The following is a 16,985-nucleotide window of genomic DNA, read 5'->3' as shown; positions in this document are numbered from 1 at the left end:
GTTCAAGCGACGGCAACGACGTCGAGAATGCGTTGCACGACGCGGTCCTGATCAATGCCGGCGGCTTCGGCTTCGAACGACAGAATGATGCGGTGGCGCAGCACGTCGAACAGCACGGCCTGGATGTCCTCTGGGCTGACGAAATCACGCCCGGCCAGCCAGGCATGGGCGCGCGCGCAACGGTCCAGCGCAATAGAGCCGCGTGGGCTGGCGCCGTAGGCGATCCACTCGGCCATCTCCGGATCGAACTTGGCCGGGGTGCGGGTGGCCATCACCAGCTGCACCAGGTATTCCTCCACCGCATCGGCCATGTACAGGCCGAGGATTTCCTTGCGCGCGGCAAAGATCGCCTGCTGGCTGACGCGGCGCTCGGGCTTGGTTTCGCCATTGAGCGCTTCGCCACGGGCCTGTTGCAGGATACGTCGTTCGACGGCGGCGTCGGGGAAACCGATCTTGACGTGCATCAGGAAGCGGTCGAGCTGGGCTTCGGGCAGCGGGTAAGTGCCTTCCTGCTCGATGGGGTTTTGCGTGGCCATTACCAAAAACAGCGGCGACAGGTCGTAGGTACTGCGCCCGACGCTGACCTGGCGCTCGGCCATGGCTTCCAGCAGCGCCGACTGCACCTTGGCCGGTGCACGGTTGATTTCGTCCGCCAGCACCAGGTTGTGGAAGATCGGCCCCTGCTGGAACACAAAGCTGCCGGTTTCCGGCCGATAGATCTCGGTGCCGGTGATGTCGGCGGGCAACAGGTCGGGGGTGAACTGGATACGATGGAACTGCGCTTCGATGCCTTCGGCCAGCTCTTTGATGGCCTTGGTCTTGGCCAGGCCCGGCGCACCTTCGACCAGCATGTGGCCGTCGGCGAGCAAGGCGATCAGCAGGCGATCGATGAGTTTTTCCTGGCCGAGAATCTGCGTAGAAAGAAAGGTTCGCAGCGCAAGCAGCGCTTCACGATGTTCCATCGATGACGGTTCCTGGAAAGATGAGCCTGGAGCGTCATGACACGTGCGCCGGGCTGGGGCGCCTACTTTAATGCATGGGAGGGGGTAGCGACTAACGACGTAACGGGTATTTTTGGCAAAACTTGTAGGATTTTTGTGTAGATCGCGTACGCACTGTAGTGAACGCGGTCAGTGTGGGAGCGGGCTTGCTCGCGAATGCGGTGTGTCAGTCACCTGATGCAGTGGCTGACACGGCCTCTTCGCGAGCAAGCCCGCTCCCACATTTGATCTTCGGTGCATGAAAGTGCCGGCCTAGATCCGGACGAAAGTGCCGGTGCCCTTGAGGATGTTCTGCAGGGTTTCTTCGACTTCAGCCAGGTCCGACGCGCTCGTGTCGTGAGTGATGTGCAGTTGATCCTTGCCACCCAGCGCATCGGCATCGCCGGCCGCCAGCTCAACCAGCAAGGTCGTGGCGCCCAGGGTGATCTTCAGTCCATCCAGGGTCGATGGCTCGTAGTCCCAGGTAAGCTCGACTTCCTCTTCATCCGGGTAACGGCTGAGCATGAACATTTCGCCATTCTTGCCGTGGCAGCAGAGCATGGCCATGTTGTCTTCTTCTTCGTCGCACGGCGTAGCCATGAGGGCGTCGGTTTTCAATTGCAGCATGGGAATCCTGTCTCGGCTTGGCAGTAATGCGGCAATTGTGCCATTGCGGCGAATTTTGTGCTGCATCCTGTGTCAGACCCAGTGCATGACCTGACGGGCTGTATCAGTCATTTCCGACACTCGCAGGCGTGTAAATACCCGGTTTTGCTGCCGGATATCGCGGGTTGCCCAAGTCGCAACCCGAAGCCTGCTTACCGATGACCGAATATGTCGCAGCGTCGCAAGCAGCTGTCTTCCCACACTCGTTAAGCTGCGCAACGGATGTGCATGTGCCTGGCGCCTGACCTGCCCGTCGTATCGTCACCCGGCACGGTGCGCATCTTATGGAAGTTGTATGTGACCTCATTGTCTTGTCCAGCTTCACCCACCTGTCACTCCGATCCGTTAAGGTGCCCTATGCTTACCTGCGAATCAGAGCTGACGGTCTCCCCGCAAGGGGATAACACGCGACGCTTCCATCAATAACAAGCCCAAGCGGAGTACCACAGATGGCGTTCTTCACCGCAGCCAGCAAGGCCGACTTCCAGCACCAACTGCAAGCGGCACTGGCGCAGCACATCAGTGAACAGGCACTGCCACAAGTGGCGCTGTTCGCTGAGCAATTCTTCGGCATTATTTCCCTGGATGAACTGACCCAGCGTCGCCTGTCCGACCTGGCCGGTTGCACCCTGTCTGCCTGGCGCCTGCTTGAGCGCTTTGATCACACCCAACCGCAAGTGCGGGTCTACAACCCCGATTACGAACGTCATGGCTGGCAATCGACCCACACCGCGGTCGAAGTGCTGCACCACGACCTGCCATTCCTGGTGGATTCGGTCCGTACCGAACTGAACCGCCGTGGCTACAGCATCCACACCCTGCAGACCACCGTGCTCAGTACACGTCGTGGCAGCAAGGGCGAACTGCTGGAGATCCTGCCCAAGGGCACCCAGGGCGAAGGCATCCAGCAAGAATCGCTGATGTACCTGGAAATCGACCGTTGCGCCAACGCCGCCGAACTGAACGTGCTGAGCAAAGAGCTTGAGCAGGTGTTGGGCGAAGTGCGCGTGGCCGTGGCCGATTTCGAACCGATGAAAGCCAAGGTCCAGGACCTGCTGGCCGGTATCGATGCCAGCCCGTTCAGCATCGACGGTGAAGAAAAAGCCGAGATCAAGAACTTCCTCGAATGGCTGGTGGGCAACCACTTCACCTTCCTCGGCTATGAGGAGTTCGTGGTACGTGACGAGGCCGATGGCGGTCATCTCGAATATGACGCCAGCTCGTTCCTCGGTCTGACCAAGCTGCTGCGCGCCGGCCTCACCGCCGATGACCTGCGCATCGAGGACTATGCCGTGGCCTACCTGCGCGAGCCGACCGTGCTGTCGTTCGCCAAGGCCGCGCACCCGAGCCGCGTGCACCGCCCGGCTTACCCGGACTACGTGTCGATCCGCGAGATCAGCGCCGACGGCAAGGTGATCAAGGAACACCGTTTCATGGGCCTGTACACCTCCTCGGTGTATGGCGAGAGCGTGCGGGTGATTCCTTACATCCGGCGCAAGGTCGCGGAAATCGAACGCCGCTCCGGCTTCCAGCCCAAGGCTCACCTGGGCAAAGAATTGGCTCAAGTGGTTGAAGTGCTGCCGCGCGATGACCTGTTCCAGACTCCGGTCGATGAACTGTTCAGCACCGTGATGTCGATCGTGCAGATCCAGGAGCGCAACAAGATCCGCGTGTTCCTGCGCAAAGACCCGTACGGACGTTTCTGCTACTGCCTGGCCTATGTGCCACGCGACATCTATTCCACCGAAGTGCGCCAGAAGATCCAGCAAGTACTGATGGATCGCCTGAAAGCCTCGGATTGCGAATTCTGGACCTTCTTCTCCGAATCCGTGCTGGCCCGTGTGCAGCTGATTCTGCGGGTGGATCCGAAGAACCGCCTGGACATCGACCCGCTGCAACTGGAAAAAGAAGTGGTACAGGCCTGCCGCAGCTGGCAGGACGACTACGCCAGCCTGGTGGTGGAAAGCTTCGGCGAAGCCCATGGGACCAACGTGCTGGCGGATTTCCCGAAAGGTTTCCCGGCCGGCTACCGCGAGCGGTTTGCCGCGCACTCGGCCGTGGTCGACATGCAGCATTTGCTTAGCCTCACCGAAGCCAACCCGCTGGTGATGAGCTTCTATCAGCCGCTGGGCCAGGTCTCCGGCCAGCGCGAGCTGCATTGCAAGCTCTACCATGCGGACACCCCGCTGGCATTGTCCGACGTGCTGCCGATCCTGGAAAACCTCGGCCTGCGCGTGCTGGGCGAATTCCCTTACCGCCTGCGTCATGCCAATGGCCGTGAGTTCTGGATCCATGACTTCGCGTTCATCGCCGCCGAAGGCGTGAACCTGGATATCCAGCAGCTCAACGACACCCTGCAGGATGCGTTCGTGCACATCGTGCATGGCGACGCCGAGAACGATGCGTTCAACCGCCTGGTGCTGACCGCCGGCCTGCCGTGGCGTGACGTGGCCTTGCTGCGTGCCTACGCGCGTTACCTGAAGCAGATCCGCCTGGGCTTCGACCTGGGTTACATCGCCAGTACCCTGAACAACCACACCGACATCGCCCGCGAGTTGACCCGGTTGTTCAAGACCCGCTTCTACCTGGCGCGCAAGCTCACCGCCGACGACCTGGAAGACAAGCAGCATCGCCTGGAACAAGCGATCCTCACGGCGCTGGACGACGTCCAGGTGCTCAACGAAGACCGCATCCTGCGTCGCTACCTGGACCTGATCAAGGCGACCCTGCGCACCAACTTCTACCAGACCGACGCTAACGGCCAGAACAAGTCGTACTTCAGCTTCAAGTTCAACCCGCACGCGATCCCCGAGTTGCCCAAGCCGGTGCCGAAGTTTGAAATCTTCGTGTATTCGCCGCGCGTCGAAGGCGTGCACCTGCGCTTTGGCAACGTGGCCCGCGGCGGCCTGCGCTGGTCCGACCGTGAGGAAGACTTCCGTACCGAAGTGCTCGGCCTGGTAAAAGCCCAGCAAGTGAAGAACTCGGTCATCGTGCCCGTGGGCGCGAAGGGCGGCTTCCTGCCGCGTCGCCTGCCATTGGGCGGCAGCCGGGACGAGATCGCGGCCGAGGGCATCGCCTGCTACCGCATCTTCATTTCCGGCCTGTTGGACATCACCGACAACCTGAAAGACGGCGCCCTGGTGCCGCCGGCCAACGTCGTGCGGCATGACGACGATGACCCGTACCTGGTGGTGGCGGCCGACAAAGGCACCGCGACCTTCTCCGACATCGCCAACGGCATCGCCATCGACTACGGCTTCTGGCTGGGCGATGCGTTCGCCTCCGGTGGCTCGGCCGGTTACGACCACAAGAAAATGGGCATCACCGCCAAGGGCGCGTGGGTCGGTGTGCAGCGTCACTTCCGTGAGCGCGGCATCAACGTGCAGGAAGACAGCATCACCGTGGTGGGCGTCGGCGACATGGCCGGCGACGTGTTCGGTAACGGCTTGCTGATGTCCGACAAGCTGCAACTGGTTGCAGCCTTCAACCACATGCACATCTTCATCGACCCGAACCCGAACCCGGCGACCAGCTTCGTCGAGCGCCAGCGCCTGTTCGACTTGCCGCGCTCGGCCTGGACCGACTACGACACCAGCATCATGTCCGAAGGCGGCGGTATCTTCTCGCGCAGCGCCAAAAGCATCGCCATCTCGCCACAGATGAAGGAACGCTTCGACATCAAGGCCGACAAGCTGACCCCGACCGAACTGCTGAACGCCTTGCTCAAGGCGCCGGTGGACCTGTTGTGGAACGGCGGTATCGGTACCTACGTCAAGGCCAGCACCGAAAGCCATGCCGACGTCGGCGACAAGGCCAACGACGCGCTGCGCGTCAACGGCAACGAGCTGCGCTGCAAGGTAGTGGGCGAGGGCGGCAACCTCGGCATGACCCAGCTGGGTCGCGTGGAGTTCGGCCTCAATGGCGGCGGTTCCAACACCGACTTCATCGACAACGCCGGTGGCGTGGACTGCTCCGACCACGAAGTGAACATCAAGATCCTGCTCAACGAAGTGGTGCAGGCCGGTGACATGACCGACAAGCAACGCAACCAGTTGCTGGCGAGCATGACCGACGAAGTCGGCCACCTGGTGTTGGGCAACAACTACAAGCAGACCCAGGCCCTGTCCCTGGCGGCGCGCCGTGCCTACGAACGTGCCGCCGAGTACAAGCGTCTGATGAGCGACCTGGAAGGCCGTGGCAAGCTGGACCGCGCCATCGAGTACCTGCCGACCGAAGAGCAGCTCGTCGAGCGCGCCTCGAATGGCAAGGGCCTGACCCGTCCGGAGCTGTCGGTGCTGATTTCCTACAGCAAGATCGACCTCAAGGAAGCGCTGCTCAAGTCCCAGGTGCCGGATGACGAGTACCTGACCCGTGACATGGAGACCGCGTTCCCGCCGAGCCTGGTGGCCAAGTTCGGCGAAGCCATGCGCCGTCACCGCCTCAAGCGTGAGATCGTCAGCACCCAGATCGCCAACGACCTGGTCAACCACATGGGCATCACCTTCGTTCAACGGCTCAAAGAGTCGACCGGCATGAGCCCGGCGAACGTGGCGGGCGCTTATGTGATCGTGCGCGACATCTTCCACCTCCCGCACTGGTTCCGCCAGATCGAAGCCCTGGACCACCAGGTGTCGGCCGATGTGCAATTGCAGTTGATGGACGAGCTGATGCGCCTGGGCCGTCGCGCCACGCGCTGGTTCCTGCGCAGCCGTCGCAACGAGCAGGATGCCGGGCGTGATACCGCGCATTTCGGTCCGCACCTGGCCGCGTTGGGCCTCAAGCTCGACGAACTGCTGGAAGGTCCGACCCGCGAAGGTTGGCAGACCCGCTACCAGGCCTACACCGAGGCCGGCGTGCCGGAGTTGCTGGCGCGCATGGTGGCAGGCACTACGCACCTGTACACCTTGCTGCCGATCATCGAGGCCGCCGACGTCACGGGCCACGATGCCGCCGAAGTGGCCAAGGCCTACTTCGCCGTGGGCAGCGCGCTTGACTTGCCATGGTACCTGCAGCAGATCAGCGATCTGCCGGTGGCCAACAATTGGCAGGCCCAGGCCCGTGAAGCGTTCCGCGACGACGTGGATTGGCAGCAGCGCGCGATCACCATCTCGGTCCTGCAAATGGCCGATGCGCCCCAAGACATGGAAGCCCGCGTGGCCCTGTGGCTTGAGCAGCACCAGGACATGGCCGATCGCTGGCGCGCAATGATGGTGGAAATCCGTGCCGCCGTGGGCACGGACTACGCCATGTATGCAGTGGCCAACCGTGAGTTGCTGGACCTGGCGTTGAGTGGTCAGTCGGTGCTGTAAGCAAGCACTGGTGTTAAAAGAATCCCCGAATCTGATGGTTCGGGGATTTTTTTTGCGTGGCCGAAGCCGGTAGCGCTATGACTGGGTAATCATTTAGCGGTGCCTGGAATAATCAATTCCTCAAGACGGTAAAACGGTGAAATTTGCTTCTCCGTCAGTTGGCGCAGGGTCGTGTCTGCCTGTTCCTGGTCCGCTGGCGTCATGTGCGTTTCGATCCGGTGGACGTCGTCCGCGAGCATGGGCGTGCTGATAGCCCCCGCCGTGTTTTTCAGGACAAATTTCAGCATCGCGCACGCCACGCCCAGGTCTTTGGCCAAGCCATAGGTACGCGGTTTCGGCTGCTGGTCTTCGTACGGCAGGTGATTGCGGGTTGAACGCCGTGGCAGGTTGGCGAGCGCGTAACCATATTCCAGCATGCCTTCCACGTGTCCCAACCAAGCCAGTTGAGCCAGTCGGCTTCGCTTTTCAGCAACACTGGCGCTCGAATCCGCCGAAAAGACCCGTGAATAAACCGCCAAGGGCAGGCCCCCGTCCGCGGCCAGTTGGTAAAGTTCTTCGATGCGTGCCGTGCGGTATGCGTCATTGGCAATCATCTGCGGCTTTCGGCGATAGAGCGTGGCGAGCGCGTGCTGAGCCTTGTTGGAGCCGGCGGCGGCGGACTTCTCCAGCCATTTTGCATCGTCGGTCAGCAGGTACTGGTAATACAGGCCCTGGGATTTTTCCTCGGCCGGCAATTGGCTGATCAGCGCCTTGGCTTTTTCCACGCTGGCGCTATCACCCAGTTGGATGAGAGCAGGGAGATAGTCATTGGCCGCCGCAAGCCTGAGCCATTTTTTTGTTTCTTCACTGGGGTAAGAAACCAGGCTGTCGTGCTCGGAATGCCAAATGCCGTCTCGATAGACATTGCATGTCGCCAGGGCAAACTGGCTCCAGCCGTTTCCGGACGCAGCGGCGATGTTCAGCAAAGGCTCGGCTTTTTCAAGATTACCCAGCCGAAACAACTTCGCTCCAGCCTCATGTGCGGCGCTGTATAACTGATCCAACGTAGCCTGTGTTTGTGGCGATAACGCAGCTTTTTGCGTAGTCACCTGAGACAGAAAGTTGAACAGCACGGGGTCGACGTTTGAACTCATGTTCATGTTTGATACCTGTAATACGCACTCAAATTGTGCGAATACAGGGTCCGGTATCGCGGGGGATCGCAGGCGTTACATACCTATAGCGCTTGGCGGCCAAGCAGTTTTGACGCCAAGTGATCCAGGTGTCGAGTCATCAGCTTGACCGCACTGGGCACGTCCCGTTGCTCAACGGCATCGACAATCGCCATGTGCTCTTGCCACGCACAGTAGGTGCAGGCGTGTGCCTCGTATTGGGCGATGAACAGCGACGTCAACGGCACCAGGCTATTGAGAAACTGCGCCAACGGCGCGTTGCCCGCGATCGCCGCCAGTTGCAGGTGAAACTCACCCGACAAGCGAATCGCCGGCCCGCGCTGGTTCCGTTCAAGGTAGTCTCGCTCGCGGCTGATCAGCTCGCGTAACTGGCGGATTTGCGGTGCTGTTGCTTGCGCGCAGGCCAGTTGCACCACGGTGAGTTCGGTCATGCGCCGCGCTTCGATAATCTGCCGCGTTTGCTGAACGTCCGGTGCAGCCACCCGGGCGCGCTGGTTGGGGCGCAGAATAATCACTTGCTGGTGGGACAGCTTGGCTAATACGCGGCGGATCACGCTACGGCTCACGCCAAAGGTTTCGCCCAGGCTCTCTTCGGTAAACCGGCTGGCCGGGGCGATGCGTTGTTCGAGGATAGCGTCGAACAGGCGTGGGTAGATATCGTCCACTGAAAGCTTTTTACCCGCGATCAGGCGCAGGGCAGGGAAGATCGGGTCGCGTTGCAGTGCATGAGCGGTCATGGCCGGTCTCCAAACGTCAGCTGCCCAGATGGTCGTCCGGGATGTTCAGGGCAATGCCCATGCGCAAGCCTTCCTGGAGGATGTGCCGGCGCATTTCGGCACTGGCCAGGGCGCTGTTCTTGTTGCGGATGGCGCGTACCACGGCTTCGTTTTCCTGCAGGCGTTCGGCCAAGTGTTCGGGCGAATTGCGCAGCACCTGGGCGCTTTGCTTGAGGGCATTGCTGGTCTGCTGCACCACGTTCTGGAAGATCGGGTTGGACGTGAGGGCAAACAGTTCTTCGTGAAAGCCGATGTAGGCATTCATGCCGGCTTCGGCGTCGCCTGCGTCGAGGGCTTCGCGCATGTCCATCAGGGTCAGGCGCAGTTGGCCGACTTCCTTGCTGCTGATGGACTGCGCCACCAGGCCGACGATGAAAGGTTCGAGGGTGTAGCGCAGTTGCAGGATGTCTTCGAGGCTGGCGTGCGCCACCGCGTCGCTGGACTGTGGTTCGCTGATGCGGGTTTCGAGGACCACCACGCCTTTGCCGGGCATGGAGCGCACCAGGCCGAGGGTCTCCAGCACAATCACCGCTTCGCGCAGGCTGGGGCGGCTGATGCCCATCTGTTCGGCCAGTTCACGCTGGCCGGGGAGCATTTCGCCCCGGCGCCACTGGCCCCGCGCGAGGGCGGCGCGCAGTTTTTCTACCACTGAATTGACGACGGTTGAGGTGCTGATCACGTCTACCTCTCCTTCATGTTGCGAATACGTTAGTCAATATGGCGACGTTCAATTGTGGGAGCGGGCTTGCTCGCGAATGCGCTGGTTCAGCTTGCACATCAGGTGACTGACACACCGCCTTCGCGAGCAAGCCCGCTCCCACATTTGAACTGTGTCGCTCATTGAGATCAAAACTCCTGATGCGCCGGCAACACCGGTTTCTTGGCCTGGAAGGCATAACCTTGCTGACCCTCCAGCACTTTGTTGGCGCGCTGGATGTCGATGTCTTTCTCCCAGCGTGCAATGGCCACGGTGGCGACGCAGTTGCCGATCAGGTTGGTCAAGGCGCGACCGATGCCCATGAACCAGTCCACCGCCAGCACCAGCACCAGGCCCACCACCGGAATCGCCGGAATGGCGGTGAGTGTCGCCGCCAGAATCACCAGCGCCGAACCGGGTATGCCGTGGGCGCCCTTGGAGGTAATCAACGACACCAGCAGGATGGTCATCAGGTCGGTCATCGACAGCGGGGTACCGGTGGCGTTGGCGATGAACACGATGGCCAGGGTCAGGTAAATCGAGAACCCGTCGAGGTTGAATGAATACCCGGTCGGAATCACCAGGCCGACAGTGGAACTGCCAATGCCCAGGTGCTCCAGTTTGCGCATGACTTGTGGCAGCACGGCGTCGGAAGAGGCGGTGCCCATCACGATCAGCAACTCTTCACGCAGGTACTTGAGCAGCGGCAACAGGCGCAGGCCCGATACGCGCATCACCACGCCGAGGATCAGGCCGACGAACGCGAAGCAGGTCAGGTAAAACAAGCCCACCAGGCTGCCCAGGTGTTGCAGGGAGTCCAGCCCGTACGTGCTGGTGGTGAAGGCGATTGCGCCGAACACGCCGATCGGCGCCAGGCGCACGATCATGCCCATGATGCGGAAGATCACATGGCTCAGTTCATTGATCAGCCGCGTGATGCCCGAAGCTGCTTCACCCACCAGGTTCAACGCGCTGCCGAACAGTACGGAGAACAACAGCACTTGCAGCACGTTGTTTTCGGCGAAGGCGCCGATTACCGAGTTGGGGATCAAGTCCATCAGGAACTGGCTGGTGCCCTTGATGTGCTGACCCTTGGCGGCCAGTTCATTGAGGCTCGCCGACGACAGTTGCTCCAGGTGGATATTGGCGCCGGTGCCGATGCCGGTGCTGAAGGCCATGACCAGGCCGATCACCAGGGCGATGGTGGTGAGTATTTCAAAGTAGATCACCGACTTGAGGCCGATGCGCCCGACTTTCTTCAAGTCGCCGGCGCCGGAGATGCCGCTGACCACCACGCAGAACACGATCAGGCCGATCAGCATCTTGATCAGCTTGATAAAGCCATCACCCAGGGGTTTGAGTTGCGAGGAGAATTCGGGAAGGGCCAGGCCGCAAATGATGCCGAGCATCAGGCCAATCACGACTTGCAGGAAAATCGAACGCGAGCACCATCTGAGCATGGGAGGGATCTCTATTCGGTGCCCTGGTGGTTCCAGGGCTTAATTGTTGTGGTCATACCGGTAAGTCCAGTGCGTCGCCAGTCTAGGCCAGGTATTTTTGAAATAACAACTCATTATTTGTCGGTTGACGAGTCCCGGTCTGACCAGTTGCTCGGCGAGGGCGGTGCTTGAGCGGTTGGCGGGGTGGAAAAATTTTCGCTTATCATCACCGCTCGGCTCATGAGGTGATGGATGGACAAACCAGGATTGACCACCGACGAAACCGGGCAAGCCCACTGCACCTGGCGCACGGCCGCGCCGGAATATCCGCGCTACCACGATCATGAGTGGGGCGTGCCGGTGGCGGGTGACAGTGCGCTGTACGAGAAGATTTGCCTGGAGGGCTTCCAGGCGGGCATGGCCTGGATCACCATTTTGCGTAAGCGTGAGCGGTTCCGTGCGGCGTTCGACGGGTTTGATTTTCACCGGGTGGCGCAGTACGGCGAGGCGGATATCGAGCGGTTGATGCGCGATCCTGGCATCGTGCGTAATCGGGCGAAGATCGTGTCGACTATCAACAATGCGTGCAGGGCCTGTGAGCTGGTGGAGGAGACGGGTTCACTGGCGCGTTGGCTATGGGCATTCGAGCCCGGCGATGAGGAGCGCCCTGCGGTGGTGGACCTGGCTTACTGGACGGCAAACCCCACGTCGCCGGCATCGGTGCGTTTATCCAAGGCGTTGAAGAAGCGCGGCTGGACGTTTGTGGGGCCGACCACGATGTATGCGCTGATGCAGGCGGTGGGGATGGTTAATGATCACTTGGACGGCTGCGCGTGTCGGCCACGGATTGAAGCGCTGCGGCATCAGTTCATACGTCCGTGAGTTCCTGGCTGTATGCGATTCAAACTGTGGGAGCTGGCTTGCCTGCGATGGCCATAGGTATCTACACAACGTTCAAAGGCTTACAAATCTCCCTGTAGTGAGCGGGCTTGTCCCGCGCTGGGTGGCGAAGCCGCCCCAATAAAGACACCGCGCAGTTTCAGACAAACCCAATTCGCCTGGTTTGGGGCTGCTTCGCAGCCCAGCGCGGGACAAGCCCGCTCACTACAAAGATGTGTAGATACCTATGCTGCGATGGCGGCGGTTCAGCCAACACAACTGTGCCTGGAACACCGCCATCGCAGGCAAGCCAGCTCCCACATGGGTTTTGTGGTGTGGCGGGTTAGTGTGGCAATGGCGTGAGCACCTCAGCTTTGTCATCCAGCACCATCACCACCAGCAACCTGGCAGGTTTCGTCCGGCTGGCATTGCTCGACTCAAAATGCCGCGAGCCCGCCGGTTCATAGAACGATTCACCCACCTTGTAGGTTTTCGCCTTTTCATCATTCACCCGCGAAGTGACCGCGCCCTCCAGTACATAGGCCACGGCGGTGCCGGTGTGGCTGTGGGGCACGGTGGCCTGCCCCGGGGCGTAGTCGACGGTGAGCAGGAGGGTTTTCTTGCCGGGCACATTGGTTAACGCGTGTTCTTGCAAGACCTTGATCGACTCCTGGTGGTAAACCGGTTCGTGGGCAAAGGCGCTGAGCGAGGCAAGCATCAGGGAGGCTGCGAGTAGGCGTTTCATGGCAAGGTTTCCAAGTAGTTCGAGACCACTTCACCCTACGCCGCGCGGCCTGGGGGACCAATGACCAATCCGGCGCAAAGTCCGCTAGCCAATCTGCTTGAGGATATCGCGGACCTTGTCCAGCGCCGGGTCGATATCCAGGGTCTCGATGGCGCCAAAGCCGACGATCAGGCCTGGACGTACCGGGGTGTCGTGGAAAAACACATCCAGAGGGTACAAGCCCACTTCGACCTGGCGCGCCAGCTGCATCAGCAGCGGGATGTCCACCGGCACCTTGCACAGCGCCGCCATATGGAACCCGGCCACGGTAGGCACGGCTTCGAACCAGGGCGACAGATCCCCCGCCAGGCGCTGCAGGATTCGCTCGCGACGCCCGGCATAGACCGTATGACAGCGGCGGATATGCTTGAGCAGGTAGCCTTCACCGATGAATTTGGCCAAGGCCCATTGCGGCAGCGTCGAGCTGTGCTGGTCGGTGAGTTGCTTGGCCTTGAGCACCGCACCATGAATCGCCGGAGGCAGCACCGCGTAGCCCAGGCGCAGCTCCGGCAGCAAGGTTTTGGAAAAGGTCCCGACGTAAGTCACCACGCCGCGGCTGTCCATGCTTTGCAGGGAGTCGGTAGGCCGCCCCTCGTAGCGGAATTCGCTGTCGTAATCGTCCTCGATAATGATCGCGCCCAGCTCGAACGCCCGTGCCAGCAAGGCTTCGCGGCGCGGCGGGCTCATGGGCATGCCGAGGGGGAATTGATGGGAGGGCGTCACGTAGATCAGCCGGGTGCCGTCGGGAATCCGGTCGACCTGGATGCCTTGGTCATCCACCGGCACGCCGGCGACGCGGGCCCCCATCGCCATGAATAGCTGGCGGGCGGGGCTGTAGCCCGGGTCTTCCATGGCCACGATGCTGCCCGGCTCCAGCACCACGCGGGCGATCAGGTCCAGCGCCTGCTGGGCGCCGTTGGTGACGATGATGTCGCTGTCGCGGCATTTGACGCCGCGCGAGAACGCGATATGCCCGGCGATTGCACTGCGCAACGCCGGCAAGCCTTCGGGCTGGCTGTAGAACCCGCTGTTCTGGGCAATGCGGCGCAGCGCGTCCTGGGTGCAGCGCCGCCATTCGTCCTGGGGGAACTGGTTGCGGCTGGTGGCGCCGCCGATAAATTCATAGCGCAGCGTGCCGTCGCGGGTGGGGTGGCGCATGGGCGAGGGCAGCGCTTGCCACTTCGCCAGTTGGGCGGCGCAGGCCAGATCGGTGGCGGTTTGCAGGTGCTCGCTCTGTGGCGTGCCAGCGTTGACGAAGGTGCCACGCCCGGTCTTGCCGATCAGCAGGCCTTCATAGGTGAGGGTGGCGTAGGTGTCGGACACGGTCTTGCGCGACACGCCCAATTGTTCGGCGAGCAGGCGGCTGGGCGGCAGTTGCGCGCCGGCGGCCAGGCGCCCGGAACCAATGGCCTCACGCAACTGCTGGTAGAGCTGTTCGGCCAGGTCCTTGCGGCCATTGATCACCACGTGCAATTCCATGTTGTATTCCAGGCATTGAGTCTGCGCCAAGATTACGCGCGTGCGTGGCAGGCGCAAAATGGTCTGCGCATAAACCGCCCGATTGGCTATAGGGCTTATGCCTGACGGGCCCTAGGCTGGACTTTCATTGCACCCGCCGTCAGAGAACTGCCCCATGGAATCGCGCCTGGATTACTACACCGCCTCGCCGCAAGCGCTCAAGGGCATGCTGATGCTGGAGGCGACGACCTTTGGCTTGTCCATCGAGAAACCCTTGCTGGAGCTGATCAAGATTCGTGTGTCGCAGCTCAACCACTGCGGTTTCTGCACCGATATGCACTCGATGGCGGCGCGTCAGCGCGGTGAAACCGAGCGACGCTTGTTCGCGTTGTGCGTTTGGCGTGATTCGCCGTTCTTCACGGCGCGGGAAAAAGCCGCGCTGGCCTGGAGCGAGTCGGTCGCGACGCTGCCGAGCTCGACGGTGTCGGATGAGTTGTACGCGGCGGTGCGCGTGGAATTCAGCGAGCAGGAACTGGTGGACCTGACCATGGCGGTGTCCAGCATCAGTGGCTGGAACCGCCTGGCGGTAAGCTTTCGGCAACAGCCGCCGAATGCGTGAGTACGGCGCCTCTCAAATGTGCGGGCTTACTCGCGAATGCAGCCTGTAGTGAGCGGGCTTGCCCCGCGCTGGGTGGCGAAGCCGCCCCAAACTAGGCGACCCGGTTCTATCTGGAGGCCGGCGGTGTCTTTATTGGGGCCGCTTCGCAGCCCAGCGCGGGGCAAGCCCGCTCACTACACTCCGCCCTCGCGAGCAAGCCCACACACATTAAGTTCTGCGGTCTCTGAGTGATCAGGACAGAAAGCCACCGTCCACATTCAACGACACACCGGTGGTATAGCTGGAGGCATCGCTGGCCAGGAACAGCACCGCGCCGGCCATTTCGCTTGGCTCAGCCACGCGCTTGAGCGGGATTTGCGCCAGGGCCATTTTCAGGATCGCGTCGTTCTTCACCAGCGCCGAGGCGAACTTGGTATCGGTCAGGCCCGGCAACAGGGCGTTGCAACGAATACCGAACTCGGCGCACTCCTTGGCGAACACCTTGGTCATGTTGATCACCGCGGCCTTGGTGACCGAGTAGATGCCCTGGAACACACCCGGCGATATCCCGTTGATCGAGGCCACGTTGATGATGCTGCCGCCGCCGTTTTCGCGCATCAGTTTGCCGGCTTCCACCGACATGAAGAAATAGCCGCGGATGTTCACGTCCACGGTTTTCTGGAAGGCGCCCAGATCGGTATCCAGTACGTTGCAGAACTGTGGGTTGGTCGCGGCGTTGTTGACCAGGATATCCAGGCGGCCGAATTGTTCGCGGATACTGGCGAACACCTGGGTAATCTGCTCCATTTCACCGATATGGCACGCCACGGCCGTGGCCTTGCCGCCGTCGGCGATGATCGCATCGGCCACATGCTGGCAGCCTTCCAGCTTGCGGCTGGACACGATCACGTGGGCGCCTTGCTGGGCCAGCAACTTGGCGATGGCCTCGCCGATGCCACGGCTGGCGCCGGACACGAATGCGATCTTGCCATCGAGGTCGAACAGGTGGGTCTTGGACATGGGGGTTCCTTATTGTGATCAGAGCGCCGATTTGCCGATGACGGTCAGGCTCATCTGCTCCAGCAGCTTGTTCATGTGAATGAACTGCGCAAAGCGTTTGTCCTGGGTCTGGCCATGAAAGAAGCGGTAATAGATCTGCTGCACGATGCCGGCCAGGCGGAACAGGCCGTAGGTGTAGTAGAAATCGAAATTGTCGATCTGAAGGCCCGAGCGCTCGGCGTAATAGTCGACGAACTCGCGGCGGGTCAGCATGCCGGGGGCGTTGCTCGGCTGGCGGCGCATCAGTTGCACCGGCGCAGGGTCAGCGGCTTCGATCCAGTAGGCGAGGGTGTTGCCCAGGTCCATCAGCGGATCGCCGAGGGTGGTGAGCTCCCAGTCCAGCACGCCGATGATCTGCATCGGGTTGTGCGGGTCGAGGATTACGTTATCGAAGCGGTAGTCGTTGTGCACGATGCTGGAGGTGGGATGATCGGCCGGCATCTTGTCGTTGAGCCAGGCGCGCACGGCTTCCCAGCTCGGCGCATCGGGGGTCAGGGCTTTTTCGTAGCGGTCGCTCCAGCCACGGATCTGACGCGCCACATAACCTTCAGGCTTGCCCAGGTCCGCCAGGCCACAGGCGGTGTAATCCACCTGGTGCAGTTCGACGAACTTGTCGATAAAGCTTTTGCACAAGGCTTCGGTCTTGCTGGCGTCCAGGTCCAGCTGTGCCGGCAGGTCAGAGCGCAGGATGATGCCATTGACGCGCTCCATCACATAGAACTCGGCGCCGATCACCGACTCATCGGTGCAGTGCACATACGCCTTGGGGCAGTACGGAAAGCCGTCTTTGAGCTGGTTGAGGATACGGAATTCGCGGCCCATGTCGTGGGCGGATTTGGCCTTGTGTCCGAAGGGCGGGCGGCGCAGCACGAATTCCTGGCCCGGATACTCCAGCAGGTAGGTCAGGTTGGACGCGCCGCCGGGGAACTGGCTGATCGTGGGCGTGCCGCTCAGGCCGGGGATATGGGCCTTGAGGTAGGGATCGATCAGGCCGGCATCAAGTTCTTCGCCTGGGCGAATCTGGGTCGATTGGTCGTTCAGCGCCATGCTTATCCCTTCTGCTTATTCTAGAGGCCTTGGACTATTTCCTAATCTAATGCGCGCAACCGCCCAGCGACAAGGTCGGGGCGGCTTAATAGGTTAGCGTGTTGCAGGATGATCAGCGTGC

The 16,985-nt window shown here is 61.3% G+C and carries 13 protein-coding genes; 3 read left to right on the top strand and 10 right to left on the bottom strand.

Annotation, left to right across the window (positions count from 1 at the left end; all coding sequences use genetic code 11):
* Positions 1 to 2 precede the first annotated feature (2 nt).
* Both H0Z09_RS07150 and H0Z09_RS07145 read right to left on the bottom strand, forming a co-directional pair.
* Positions 3 to 962, bottom strand: coding sequence for a MoxR family ATPase (locus H0Z09_RS07150; protein ID WP_003174327.1), 960 nt, complete (start codon positions 960 to 962; stop codon positions 3 to 5).
* Between the two features lie 291 nt (positions 963 to 1,253).
* Positions 1,254 to 1,607 carry a hypothetical protein gene (locus H0Z09_RS07145; RefSeq protein WP_186688933.1) on the bottom strand — a complete coding sequence of 118 codons (354 nt, stop codon included), beginning with the start codon at positions 1,605 to 1,607 and terminating at the stop codon, positions 1,254 to 1,256.
* A gap of 488 nt (positions 1,608 to 2,095) precedes the next feature.
* Here H0Z09_RS07145 and H0Z09_RS07140 point away from each other — a divergent pair, with 488 nt between their 5' ends.
* The gene (locus H0Z09_RS07140) at positions 2,096 to 6,955 is read left to right on the top strand and encodes an NAD-glutamate dehydrogenase (RefSeq protein WP_186688930.1); all 4,860 of its coding nucleotides are present in this window, start codon (positions 2,096 to 2,098) and stop codon (positions 6,953 to 6,955) included.
* An 89-nt stretch (positions 6,956 to 7,044) separates the two neighbouring features.
* Here H0Z09_RS07140 and H0Z09_RS07135 read toward each other — a convergent pair whose 3' ends face one another.
* From H0Z09_RS07135 to H0Z09_RS07120, 4 genes are all read right to left on the bottom strand, one after another.
* Entirely contained in the window at positions 7,045 to 8,094 is a 1,050-nt protein-coding gene (locus H0Z09_RS07135) for a hypothetical protein (protein ID WP_186688928.1), read from the bottom strand.
* 77 nt (positions 8,095 to 8,171) lie between these two features.
* The gene (locus H0Z09_RS07130) at positions 8,172 to 8,864 is read right to left on the bottom strand and encodes a GntR family transcriptional regulator (RefSeq protein WP_186688925.1); all 693 of its coding nucleotides are present in this window, start codon (positions 8,862 to 8,864) and stop codon (positions 8,172 to 8,174) included.
* 16 nt (positions 8,865 to 8,880) lie between these two features.
* Positions 8,881 to 9,582 carry an FCD domain-containing protein gene (locus H0Z09_RS07125; protein ID WP_186688922.1) on the bottom strand — a complete coding sequence of 234 codons (702 nt, stop codon included), beginning with the start codon at positions 9,580 to 9,582 and terminating at the stop codon, positions 8,881 to 8,883.
* 167 nt (positions 9,583 to 9,749) lie between these two features.
* Positions 9,750 to 11,075: a C4-dicarboxylate transporter DctA gene (locus H0Z09_RS07120; RefSeq protein ID WP_186689295.1), complete on the bottom strand. Its 1,326-nt coding sequence runs from the start codon at positions 11,073 to 11,075 to the stop codon at positions 9,750 to 9,752.
* Between the two features lie 216 nt (positions 11,076 to 11,291).
* On the opposite strand from H0Z09_RS07120, the gene H0Z09_RS07115 reads away from it, so the two are divergent.
* Positions 11,292 to 11,921 carry a DNA-3-methyladenine glycosylase I gene (locus H0Z09_RS07115; RefSeq protein WP_186688919.1) on the top strand — a complete coding sequence of 210 codons (630 nt, stop codon included), beginning with the start codon at positions 11,292 to 11,294 and terminating at the stop codon, positions 11,919 to 11,921.
* Positions 11,922 to 12,261: 340 nt separating this feature from the next.
* Here the strand turns inward: H0Z09_RS07115 and H0Z09_RS07110 are convergent, their stop codons facing one another.
* Positions 12,262 to 12,663, bottom strand: a complete 402-nt coding sequence (locus H0Z09_RS07110) for a cupin domain-containing protein (protein ID WP_186688916.1) — start codon at positions 12,661 to 12,663, stop codon at positions 12,262 to 12,264.
* Between the two features lie 84 nt (positions 12,664 to 12,747).
* The gene (locus H0Z09_RS07105; RefSeq protein WP_186688913.1) at positions 12,748 to 14,181 is read right to left on the bottom strand and encodes a PLP-dependent aminotransferase family protein; all 1,434 of its coding nucleotides are present in this window, start codon (positions 14,179 to 14,181) and stop codon (positions 12,748 to 12,750) included.
* A 154-nt stretch (positions 14,182 to 14,335) separates the two neighbouring features.
* Here H0Z09_RS07105 and H0Z09_RS07100 point away from each other — a divergent pair, with 154 nt between their 5' ends.
* Positions 14,336 to 14,779: a carboxymuconolactone decarboxylase family protein gene (locus H0Z09_RS07100; RefSeq protein WP_186688909.1), complete on the top strand. Its 444-nt coding sequence runs from the start codon at positions 14,336 to 14,338 to the stop codon at positions 14,777 to 14,779.
* A gap of 231 nt (positions 14,780 to 15,010) precedes the next feature.
* On the opposite strand, the gene H0Z09_RS07095 is transcribed toward H0Z09_RS07100, so the two are convergent.
* Positions 15,011 to 15,778: an SDR family oxidoreductase gene (locus tag H0Z09_RS07095; protein ID WP_186688907.1), complete on the bottom strand. Its 768-nt coding sequence runs from the start codon at positions 15,776 to 15,778 to the stop codon at positions 15,011 to 15,013.
* Between the two features lie 18 nt (positions 15,779 to 15,796).
* Positions 15,797 to 16,864: a phosphotransferase family protein gene (locus H0Z09_RS07090; RefSeq protein ID WP_186688905.1), complete on the bottom strand. Its 1,068-nt coding sequence runs from the start codon at positions 16,862 to 16,864 to the stop codon at positions 15,797 to 15,799.
* Between the last annotated feature and the right edge of the window lie 121 nt (positions 16,865 to 16,985).

The sequence above is a fragment of the Pseudomonas sp. SWRI18 genome (assembly GCF_014268345.1).
Classification (GTDB): Bacteria; Pseudomonadota; Gammaproteobacteria; order Pseudomonadales; family Pseudomonadaceae; genus Aquipseudomonas; species Aquipseudomonas cedrina.
This window is presented reverse-complemented; position numbering and strand designations above follow the sequence as displayed.